This is a genomic window from Pasteurella sp. XG20, assembly GCF_018968665.1.
GTDB lineage: Bacteria > Pseudomonadota > Gammaproteobacteria > Enterobacterales > Pasteurellaceae > Pasteurella > Pasteurella multocida.
Window position 1 is genome coordinate 285,521 of record NZ_CP076656.1, and the last position, 12,519, is coordinate 298,039.

Annotated in this window: 3 protein-coding genes and 1 pseudogene; 3 read left to right on the top strand and 1 reads right to left on the bottom strand. The window is 38.6% G+C overall.

The window, feature by feature from the left end; all coding sequences use genetic code 11:
* Positions 1-173 precede the first annotated feature (173 nt).
* Together KPF51_RS01295 and KPF51_RS01300 are read left to right on the top strand one after the other, a co-directional pair.
* Complete coding sequence (locus tag KPF51_RS01295; RefSeq protein WP_061406223.1) at positions 174-1,904, top strand: ShlB/FhaC/HecB family hemolysin secretion/activation protein; 1,731 nt, start codon at positions 174-176, stop codon at positions 1,902-1,904.
* Between the two features lie 30 nt (positions 1,905-1,934).
* Positions 1,935-9,776: a YopT-type cysteine protease domain-containing protein gene (locus KPF51_RS01300; RefSeq protein WP_135961478.1), complete on the top strand. Its 7,842-nt coding sequence runs from the start codon at positions 1,935-1,937 to the stop codon at positions 9,774-9,776.
* Between the two features lie 168 nt (positions 9,777-9,944).
* Here the strand turns inward: KPF51_RS01300 and KPF51_RS01305 are convergent.
* Positions 9,945-10,055 (bottom strand): annotated as a pseudogene (locus tag KPF51_RS01305) (GTPase Era); the annotation flags it as partial.
* 726 nt (positions 10,056-10,781) lie between these two features.
* Here KPF51_RS01305 and KPF51_RS01310 point away from each other — a divergent pair.
* Positions 10,782-12,503, top strand: coding sequence for a ShlB/FhaC/HecB family hemolysin secretion/activation protein (locus KPF51_RS01310; protein ID WP_061406221.1), 1,722 nt, complete (start codon positions 10,782-10,784; stop codon positions 12,501-12,503).
* The last annotated feature ends 16 nt before the right edge of the window (positions 12,504-12,519 follow it).

A 12,519-nucleotide genomic window follows, 5' to 3' on the forward strand; every position in this document is an offset into this window, starting at 1 on the left:
TTTATCAATATTTATACAAATGAGTTAAATTTTAATCTTTATTGGGTTGATATTTGCGCATTATTATTTTATTTTGTACTCCCTTCGTAATATAAATACTGGTACAACCAGATTGATTAATAATTTTGATTTTTTTGTAGTAGAATTTTTGCCCTCAAAAATACGGAGATTTTATGGGAAAATATCAATCTAACAGGTTAAATTATTTATTTTTAGGTTGCTCAGCAACCTTTCTTTTATGCCAATCAACTCTTGCTTATAGTCAGGAAACAAATCCGCTCACACAGGAATTATTGCATTTAAAAAACAAACAACAATTTGAAAATGTGAATGAAAATTTCAAAAAAGCGCAGCAGTTTTTAGAAGATAAACAAGCCGTTGAAGAAGAGGCAAAGTCAACCCTTGCGACAGATAGCGTAGATGAAACATCGAAAAAAATCACGCGTATAACCATTGATTTAGGTGGAAAGGGCGGCGCTTTAAATTTCGATGAAGTGAGTCAGCGCTATCTCAATAAACCCCTGTCAACCAAAGTCGTTTTTCAACTTGTCAAAGATCTTACTGATTTGCTGTATCGTTCCGGCTATGTGACCAGTGCTATAGGTTTAAAAAATCCGAAGATCAAGAATGGTGATCTCGAATTTGTGGTTTTGTGGGGAACAGTTAACGATATTCTCGTGGCGGGTGAGAAAGCGACGCATTTTAGAGATAAAGCCATGTTAGCTGTGTTGCCAAATCTGAAAAACAAATTACTCAATGTTTATGATATTGATCAGATGGTAGAAATTTTGAACACGACTAACAAAAGTGCCAAAGTCAGTGTCGTAGCAAGTCAGGAAAAAGGCGCATCTAATCTTAATATTGAACGAGTCCGAAACGATTGGCCTGAGGTAACCTTGAGTATCAATAATTCAGGGACAGAAAATAATGCCAATGGACGTAATCAAGCCAGTCTCAATGTTGCGTGGAGTGACTTACTCGGCACCAATGATCGATGGTCTTTTTCGACAGGTTACCGTTTTTATAAGCACAGTAAAGCAAACCAACAACGTAATTATGCGTTGTCTTATGTTCAACCTCTGTCTTTCTCGACTTTAGAACTGAAGTTAGCTGAATCGGAATATAAGAAAAGCCTTCAAGGGGAGAATGACGTTTACACCTCTTCGGGAAAAACACAGACAGCAACACTGAAGTTATCCCACGTTTTATTGCGTAATAAAGAGACAATTTTGTCTGTGTACGGTGAATTAGAATTTAAAAAACGCTTGAGTTATTTCTCAGATATTGAGATAGGTGACTATCACAATAATAAGCTGAATATTGGCTTGTCTTATGTGACGAATTTAGGCTATGGCAAGCTCTACAGTGATATTGCTTATGCGAATGGGTTGAGATGGTTTGGTGCGGATTATTCAGCCTATGACACAAAACGTGAAAAAACTTTAAAATTATTGTCAGGAAGTGTTAACTGGCTCCGTCCAATAGTCATGTTTGATCGATCGCTGACTTACCAAGCGCGTATTGGTGCTCAATATGGCTTTGATAGTTTGTATTCGGAAAATCAATTTTCTATTGGTGATGAATATACTATCAGAGGATTTAAAGGTGGAGCTGCTTCAGGCGACAGTGGTGCGTATTTTTCACAAACCCTTAGCATCCCTTTTTATCCACAAAAAGCTTACCTTTCTCAAATATCACCTTTCGTCGGGGTAGATATTGGTAAGGTACATGTCAAACAATCTCATCAAACAGATACCCTTGCAGGTTTTGCGCTAGGGGTGAAGGGACAAGTGAGATTATTCAATTTCTCATTCACTTATGCTCAACCACTCAATACGGTAAGAAAAGTGAAACCGCAGGATAAAAAACCGGTTTATTACGTCAGTGGTTCTGTTTCTTTTTAATGTTTTTTTAAGTTGAAGGATTAACTTAGTATGAATAAAAATCGCTATAAACTCATTTTTAGTAAAACTAAAGGCTGTCTTGTACCTGTTGCTGAAACGATTAATTCTGCAGTAGGAAATGCCTCATCAAAAGACGTTTCTGACACCGAGATAAGTGCTTCTCAACCAGCGCTTAACTCGCCGCTTTCGACCCTTTCTGTGTTAGTCAAAACCGCATTTAATCCGGTTTCAACATTGATGTCGTTGACTTGGAAAGAATACGCCGTTTTATTATTAAGTGTGGTGTCTTTTCCACTTATGGCACAAGCCTCTGATACAGATTCGGTGGTACAAAGAAAACCTGACTTAACTGATGTGACGAATAGCACAAGCTATCATGTGGAATTAGATAGAGAGCATTATAAAGGGGATCATCAAACAAAAATCAAACATACTGAGAACCATGTCATCATAGTTGATATTGCAAAACCAAACCAAAATGGCATTTCAGATAACCGTTTTAAAAAGTTTAACATCCCAAATGGGGCGGTATTTAACAATAGCGCCAAGGAAAAACGCTCACAGTTAGTGGGGTATTTGCCAGGTAACCAGAATTTAACGGAAGGTAGTGAAGCAAAAGCGATCTTAAATCAGGTGACTGGACCGGATGCCAGTAAAATTGAAGGCGCCCTTGAAATTTTAGGGCAAAAAGCCGATTTGGTGATTGCGAACCAAAATGGCATTGTGCTTAATGGGGTAAAAACCATTAATGCCAATCGTTTTGTGGCAACAACCAGTAGTACCATTGATCCTGAGCAAATGCAGTTAAATGTCACGCAAGGTACAGTGACAATTGGGGTGGATGGATTTGCCACAGATGGCTTACCTTATTTGGATATCATTGCCAAAAAGATTGAACAAAAACAAGCGATTACAAAAGAAAGAACAGGAAATTCCGAAACCGATATCACTTTTGTCGCAGGTAACAGTAAATATGATTTAAAGACACATCAAGTGACAGAAAAGCATACCGCTGAGGCACAAGGTGAAATTGCGATTAGCGGTGCGAGTACCGGTGCAATGTACGGTAAAAATATCAAATTAATCGTAACGGATAAAGGCGCTGGGGTAAAACATGATGGCATTATTTTATCTGAGGCGGATATTCAAATTGAAACCCATGAAGGCGATGTTGAATTAGGCAATACAAAAAATAATCAGAATGAGAATTATGCCAAAGTTCATGCGGAAGGGAATTTTACAGTTAAAGGCGGTAAGCACGTTATTATTGGTAAGGAAGTTAAAGCCAACAAAGCGGTCGATATTCAAGCGCAAGAAACAACAGTAAGACAAAATGCGAAATTAACTGCCAAAACGAGTGCCAAAATTACAGCAAGTAAGAGTGTGAATCTTGAAGATAACGCGAAACTTATTGCTAATGAGCTGAGCACAACAACCAATAAATTAACCAATAAAGGTAGCATTTACGGCAAGAAAGTGACGCTAGATGCTGATAATTTAGTCAATAGTAAAGAAATCTATGCGTCTAGCGAACTTGATATTCAAACCAAAGGTCGTGATCTTTTACTTGAGGATGGGGTTAATCAACCACTGAGTTTCTTAAAAGGCGCTTCATTGTTAGCGCCAGGGTTTGTCAACACTGGGCTAATTCACAGTAACGGTAATGCCAAGCTCACTTTTAAAGATGACACCAGTTTTGTGACTGAAGGAAATAACTTTATCACAGCAAAAGACAACTTAGAAATCACGGCAAAAAATGTTCAAATTGATCAAGCAAAAAATATTCAATTAAACGCGAATATCACGATCAATACCAAGTCTGGTTTTGTGAATTACGGTACCTTAGCAAGTGCTCAAAATTTAACGATTAATACCAAACAAGGCAGCATTTATAACATAGGCGGTATCTTGGGGGCGGGTAAAAGTTTGAATTTGAGCGCGAAAAGAGGAGAAAACCAAGGAGGATATCTTATTAATCAAGGTAAGAGTTTACTCCATTCTGAAGGCGCCATGAACCTCACAGCGGATCGCACGGTGTACAATTTAGGGAATATTTTTGCTAAAGGTGACGCGACGATCAATGCAAACGCGTTAATTAATGATGTTACTCTCACAGGTCGTCTTGAGTATCAAGATCTGAAAAAAGATTATACGCGTTATTATCGTATCAATGAAACGGCAAAACATGGTTGGCATAATAACTTCTATGAATTAAACGTCAACGTAAAAGAAATCGATAAGCCTGTTGTTGAGGTGCAACAACTTGGTTCGCTTCGTACAGACGGTAATTTGATCTTTAACTCGAAAAGAGATAGTGAAAGAGGTTTCTCCAGTATTACGAATCATGGTGTGATTAATGTGAAAGGCACTTTCCGTTCTGATGCAGATGAAATTGTCAATGAAATGAAACTGCTTAAATTTGACGCATTATCACATTTCTTCCAGCAAGAAGCGGATGTGACTATTCACTACAAACCTTATACTCGTCATATTTTCTTTCGATTAGGGAATACGGAAAGAAATTTTAAAACCTTTGGTGATTTTCTCGATGCGTTATTATCGCCATCGCCAATTATTAAAGCGAATCTCTATTCAGCAGAGAACTTCAGTGCGTATAAGTTATTACAACAAGTAAGACACTCTCCAATGTTACAGAAAGGGATGGTGGCTGCCTTTGGGGAAAACTGGCATCAACTTTCTCATGAACAAATGACACAACGTTGGAAAGCCTTTAAACAAAATCCGACCAGTTTTGTGTATTACCCTGAGCAAAAAGCCAAAATTTTGGCGGGCAGTTTAGCACTCAAAACAAACAGCTTACAAAATGGTGAGCGTTCTATTCAAGGCGGATTTGATGGTCAATTGCAGATCGGTAAGCATACTTTAACTCTGCCACAAAGTGAGTTTATCCCTGAAGTCGCAGATAAAGAAATTAATGATACAGGCGTTGATTTATCGGCTTTATCAGAGCTTCTTGATATACCTAATTTATTTATTGATAACAGCGTACAGTTAGACAAGAAAACAAGAGAAATTGATGAAGATGAATTAAAGATCATTGAGGGGGAGCAACCTAACTATCTTGATCCTGATGAAATCGCGAAAAATGGACGTTTGCTGAACAGTTATTTGAAAGAACTGAATGAGGAGCAATACATTGATGAAGAAGCATTTTATGAGGAAAGACGTTTAAATAATCAACGTTTTGAGAGTTTACCAAGAGCGTTGCAAGAGCGATTACACCACTTGTTTGAAGAAAAGCGTTTAGCCGAAGATCGCAAGCGTCAAGAATTATTAGAAAAAGCACGTTTAAATAAAGAGAAGGCACAAAAAGAACGTACTGAAAAATTCAAAGAAGAGGAAAAACGTCAAGAAGAAGACGGTGTTGCGAAAGCGCAAGAAACGTTGGAGCGTGCTCAGCAAGAAGCATTAGCCCGTGAAATGGAAGAGGCACGTCAAGCGGAAATTGCTAGACAGGCACAACAGGCTGAAGAGGCAAAACGTGCTGCAGAGGAAAAAGCACAACGTGAAAAAGCAGAAAAGCAGAAAGCCGAGGAAATAGCGGAGCAACAACTCAAAGAAGAACTGAAAGTTTTAGAGGAAGAAGCAAAAAAAGCGACAGAAATCGCGAAACAAAGCTTGTTTAAAGCGGTAGATGAAGCGCGCCCTAAAGTACAAACTGATCCGCTTTATCGTACGCAATTGAAATACATTAACCAAGATGATTATAAAGGTGCTGACTACTTCTTTAACCAAGTGGCATCTGATAGTCAAACAGAGCAGAAAGTTAATGTCTTAGGGGATAACTATTTTGATCACCAATTGATTACGCGCAGTATTGAGAAAAAAGTCGATAATCAGCTGGCGAAAAAATATAACCTAAGCAATGTCGATTTAGTCAAAAGATTGATCGACAACTCTTCTGTTGAAGCGAAAGATCTTGGTTTGAAAATAGGGGAAAGCTTAACCCAAGAACAACAAGCAAAATTAAAACAAGATATTGTATGGTATGTCAAAACGCAGGTAAAAGGCAAAGACGTCTTTGTGCCACAAGTCTACCTTGCACAATCAACCTTAGCTGAAGCGCAAAAATCACAAGGACGCGGTCATGCCGTGATTCATGCTCGTGATGTTGAAATTAAGGCGGGTCATGTGAGTAACAGTGGTACGTTAGCAGGTGACCGCGTGAAGATTGAAGCAGAAGGCAAAATCCAAAATAAAGGCAGTATCTTAAGCCGTACAGAAACACGTTTAGTTGGACAGCAAGGGATTGAAAATCTTGCGCGCTCCCATGCAAGCAAAACTGGTGGTAGTGATGTACAAGGTGCTGAGATTAGAAGCGAGGGGCATTTGCATTTAGAAACAGATAAGAATGCGAGTATTACGCTACAAGCCTCAGATGTGAAAGGAAAAACTGGCTTTATCAAAACGGGTGATCTGAATTTAAAAGATGCGCATAAGACGGAACAATCTTATGATGTTTATGAGGCGGGTCCGTTGACCTTTTCACCTGCTGAAAGTTATACAGAGCGACGTTCAAAAGCGACGTCAGTGGGGTCAAACCTAGAGGTCGATCGTTTACATTTGGCGGTTGAAAAGGATGTGAATCAAGTAGGAAGTACGCTAAAAACTCAGCAATTAAGCGGGATTGTGAAAGGTGACTATAAAACGCAAGCGGGTAAAAATGTCACTAATCTTGAAACGGAAGAATATACTTCACATCTGTATGGTTCAGCCCATGCAAGTGGAGGAGGACGTTCTGCGCGTTATGACTACAACAGTAAAGAAGGTGGCAAAGCTTCTAGCAATGTACCAACCACTAACACGGGTGTGGGAGCTGAGTTAGGTTTGGCGATTCGTCATACGAAAACACAGGAAACGTTGTTAACCCATACTAATAGTGAGTTACAAGCTGAAAGTGGCACATTACATGTGTTAGGGAATGCGGACATTGGTGGTGTTAACATTAATAGCAACTTGCCAACGCAGAGTAACACAAAAGGTCAGACTGACACGCCAGCAACGAATGCTAATGTTACAGCGAAAACAGCAAAAACAGATAAAACCGTTTCGCCAGTTTTATCTGCATCTGATATCAATGCGTTAATGTCAGAAAAGAGTGCCGAGTTTTTTGCGCAAGAAAAACCAACACAGAAGCAAGGGTTTGAGCTATCTGCTCGCGACATTACCTCGACGAAACAAAAAGATGAATACGACCGTCACATTGAAAGTACCACATTAAAAATTGGTCCAGAGGCAGAAGCTCATTCTGCGATTGCCGATGCGGTAAGTCATTTAGCTAAACAGTTTATTGATGCGCAAAATGGGATTAAACAAGACGGTACGGTCGTGTTACAGCAGGCAAGTGATGTCTTGAATGTGATCACGGGGGATTTAGTTGGTGGCTCAGTGAAAGGCGCATTTGAACGCACGAAAGAAATAAAACACCTAACAGAATCTAGCGATATTCGTACGAAGTTAGGAGGGAATTTGGTGCTTTCTGTGCGTGAAGGCAGTATTCATCTGAAAAATGTAGAGAGTGCAGAAAAAACCAATTTAACCCTAAAAGCGAAACAAGATGTGAATATCCAAGCCGGTGAGAAAGACAGCCAATCAGACGAAAGATTGTCTAGAGTGAAAATTTATGGTGGAGCAAATGCGGGCTGTAGTGCCATTAATGCGGGATGTACGGCAGGTGTATCCGTTGGCATTGAAGGTAATGAAAGTATTAGTCATGAACGTAAAAAATCATTTAATAACAGTTTATTACAAGCCCAACATTTGAAAATTGAAGCTGGTGGCGATCTTAACTTAGAAAGTTCGAATATTCATGCGGACAAGCTTGACTTGCATGTCAAAGGGAAAACGAACATCATTTCGAAGCAAGATACGTTACACAGAACGCAGCATAGTGTTGACTATAGTGCTTCAGTGGGGGCCTCCCTTTCAACCTCAACCATTGTTAAACCGACGGGTAATGTAGGATTAGGTTATAGCCATGAAACGGAAACGCGAGGTACTGTAAATAAACAAGCGGGTATTCGTGCTAACCAGATCTCAGGTGAAATTCAGGATCTGAATTTACAAGCAGGTTATATTGTTAATAAAGGTGAACCTCGTGATTTTAATGTGAAAGGGCAAGTCAACAGTACCGTTCTACATGACCGCCATGATAAAGATGGTGGGTCAGCAGGTGTTTCAATCGGTGCAAATGAAAATGGCGTTTCTGCCTTGAATCTGCGTGGTGGACGTGCAGAACAAAAACATTATGCAGCGACACAGAAATCCACGTTAGCAGGTGTGAATCCAGATCAAAGTAAGATTGTTGGACAAGTAGAAAAAGATCTTAGCCTCGCAAAAGAAGTTACACGTGATGATAATTATGCGAGCACACATTTTAGCTTTGAAACGCTTGATATTGTGGAACTGGGTAAGAAGGCGAAAGAGAAATTGTCTCCAGCTAAAGAAGATAACGCGACAACCGATGCCGCTGACGACAGCAGTACTCATGTATATGAAGAAATCCCAGACCTTTATAGTAAGTTAGGCGACAGCAATTCTGATATCGCTCGTCATAAAGCCGAAGCCGAAAACCATGTGTATGAGGAAATTGCGAATAATCCATACAATCGCGTTGGTGACAGTAATGCAGACTTTAAACGTAATAAGGTTGAAATCGGGTCTGAATACGCCGAAGTGACCTTGCCTCGAGGGAGACAAGCGACAGATCCTTTACCAGAATTACCAAATCAAGGTAAAGCAAAAGCAGTGGAGATAGCTGGTGATCCGATTTATGCAGAAATTGGGGAAAGTACATCTCATGCGAAACGCCCTTTACCACCAATTCCAGCAACGCAACCAGAGGGAGGGAATGATGTTAATGCGGATTCGTCAAGCCAACAGGCACCAGCAAGCGGATCCACATCTGAAGGGGCGACTCTTCAGCCAAGAGTAAAAGCTTCCCCTACTGAATCTGAGTATGAAACGATTCCTTTTGAATCTCCTACATCAATTGTAAAACAGGGAGAAAAGGAAGCAGAACAGCGCGAAAGTGCGGTCAATACTGAGACAGAAATTGTGAGTAAACCAGTGACAGAGCGTGTCCAACAACGTGCGTTAGTGGAGCAACCAAGAAGCTTTTTACAGAAACTCTCTGATCAACTTCAGCCATTGAAAGTGAAACATAAAATTGATGCAGTGCGTTCTTCAGTGGAAGAATTTGGTGGTGAAGTCAGCTTTAAATATGCACAATCTAAAGGTGAAGTTTACAACGAAATTGTGAAACACGTTGATACGCAACATGGTGTGTGTGAATCCACGTGTGCCCACTGGATTGCGAACAAAGTCAGTAGCCAAGGTGAAGACTTCTGGCATACGATGTACGAAGGCGGTAAGAAAGGTCACTTGAAGCAAGAGGCGATTGACTCGATTAAGAAACTGCAAACAGAGTTTATGCAAAGTGGCAGTGCGACGCAGCAATTCAAATTGACTGATAATTGGTTACAAGAGCAAGGCGTAGTACCGAAAGAGAAAAAAGTCGGCGATTTGAGCCGTCGTGATGAAGTGGCAGGCACGGTATCGAAAAGCGATATTTCCGCATTGACCAAAGCGATTTTAGATACGGGTAGCGATACTGCTGGCGCGAAGAAAATCTCGATTAATCTTGAAGGCGGTTCACATACTGTGTCGGCGCTTGTTCAAGGCGAAAAAGTCGTATTTTTCGATCCAAACTTCGGCGAAATGACGTTCCCAAGCCATCAAAAATTTGAAAGCTGGCTCAAAGAAGCATTTTGGGAGAAGAGTGGTTATGCGGGTAAAAAAGAAGGCAAACGCTTCTTTAATGTAGTGAATTATCACGCAGAAACCAAGTAAGTGCGTTAAAGTGCGGTTAAATCAGAAAAAATTTTGATTTTGACCGCACTTATCACTTCAATTTGTAATATATACCGCGAGTGCGAAGGCATTCGCGGTTTTTTTATCGTGTAGAAACAATAAAAAAGAGTGGCTTTACCACTCTTTTACACAAGGTCGGAAACTTAGTTATTCGTCCATATAACCTAAGCTACGTAAGGCGCGTTCATCATCCGCCCAACCTGATTTGACTTTTACCCACAGCTCAAGGTGGACTTTATTATCAAACAAGCGTTCCATAAAGTAATAGACTCTTCATCATTAGTGGATTGAATACGATCATCTTTTTCTATGGATTTATACCGAGGAGATAACTCGTTAGCCTCTTTTGCTACACAATCAGCTTGATAGGAGATTCCACCTTTTTTGATTCGGCGTCCATAAAAACGCATAGGTTACATTCTCGAACAAAGTATATCCCGTTCATAATAATATTTAATGCTAATTTTAATGATTGTTTTACTATATTATTATGGGGAATGGATTATTTATATTCTATTGCTAATAAATTATCGTTTTCTTATCTTATGTATAATGCTATCTATCATTTTTGGTTAATTGTTTAAATAATGACTATTATTTATTGCAATAAATATTGTGACAATGAAAAATAGTGTTTTAAATATCTGTTTTTTATGATGGTTATTTTTTTTGTGCAACTTGAAAAGTTAGATATGACGCTATAATCGTTGTTTGAGTGAGATTGTTCTATGTTCTATTGTTAAGTGGTTTGTCTATTTTGATTTATGTTAGAACATTGTGTTTTTATTTATTAATATATTGAAGTGTTGTCTTTTTATGTGTATTTTGTTTGCTATTAATATAATCTAAATTGGTTTATTATTTATTCAGATTGAAAATATTTTTTCTTTTTGTTTATTATTAAATCGCTAGTATAGCTAGATTTGTTAATAATTTTTATTTTTTGTAGTAGAATTTCCATCCCTCAATAAGTATGGAGATTTTATGGAAAAATATCAAATTAAAAGATTAGGGAAATTATTATTATGTTCTTCTGCTACTTTTCTTTTATGCCAATCAACGCTTGCCTATAGTCAGGAAGCAAATCCGCTCACTCAAGAATTACTGCATTTAAAAAATAAGCAACAGTTTGAAAATGTAAATGAAAACCTCAAAAAAGCGCAGCAATTTTTAGAAGATCAACAATCGAGTACAGAAAAAACATTCTCTTTTCCTGATTCCGAATCCACGAGTAAACATAAAATCACCAGCATATCGGTCGACCTTGCGGGTGAAAAGGTATCTCTAAATTTTGGCGATATCATTCATGCTTACCAAAACCAGCCCCTATCAACAAAAGTTGTTTTTCAATTAGTGAAAGATTTGACGGAAGTTTTATACCGTTCTGGCTACGTGACAAGTGCAATTGGTTTAAAAAATTCAAAAATCAGCAATGGCGATCTTGAATTTATTGTACTGTGGGGAAGAACTCGCGATCTGCTTGTGAATGGGGAGAAACCAACCCGTTTTAGAGATAAAACAATGTTATCAGTCCTACCCAATTTAATCGGAAATCGCTTAAGTATTCACGACATTGACCAGTTGATCGAAATCTTAAATACTACGAATAAAAAAGCCACAGTGAATGTGGTTGCAAGTGAAGAAAAAGGCAGCTCAAATCTAAATATTGAAAGACAATATGATGTTTTTCCCCAAGTAAGTCTAGGGTTCAATAATTCAGGTGTAGAAAATAATGCAAATGGGCGTAATCAAGTCACATTAAATGTTGCTTGGAGTGACTTATTAGGGACGAATGATCGTTGGAATTTTTCGAGTAGCTACCGCTTATATAAAGATCGTCATGCTAACCAGCAGCGCAATTACGCCTTGTCTTATAGTCAGCCGATAGGCTTTTCCACAGTAGAAGTTAAAGCATCGGAATCTTCTTATGAAAAAGAACTCCGTGGCATAACCGTCAATTCCTCTAATGGTAAAACACGAAACTTAGCAGTAAAGCTCATGCATGTTTTAGTGCGTAATAAGGAGAGTATTTTATCTACATATACCGAGTTCGAGTTTAAAAAACGGATTAGTTATTTTTCTGATATTTTGATTGGGAAATATCACAATAATAAAGTGAGCGTAGGGTTATCTTACATGACTAATTTTGCTTACGGGAAGCTTTACAGCGACATTGCTTACGCGAATGGGTTGAGATGGTTTGGGGCGAATTATTCAGCATATGATGCAAATCGTGAAAAAACCTTAAAATTATTGTCAGGAAGTATTAATTGGCAGCGTCCAATATCCCTGTTTGAACGTGCGATGAATTATCAATTACGTATTGGTGCCCAATATGGTTTTGATAGTTTGTATTCTGAAAATCAATTTTCAATTGGTGATGAATATACAGTAAGAGGATTTAAAGGTGGTGCGGTTTCTGGTGATAGTGGTGCGTATTTATCACAAACACTGACGGTTCCTTTTTATCCACAAAAAGCATATTTATCTCAGGTATCCCCTTTTATTGGATTTGATATGGGTAAAGTACATATTAAATCAAAGCATAAAACAACCACTTTAGTCGGTTTTGCCCTAGGCTTGAAAACGCAAATAAAGTTATTTTCATTATCATTAACCTATGCACAACCAATGAATGGTGTGAGTGGTGTTACGCAACATCGTCAAAAACCGATTTATTATTTCTCAGGATCACTTTCTTTTTAATCTCTTTTAAGTTTAA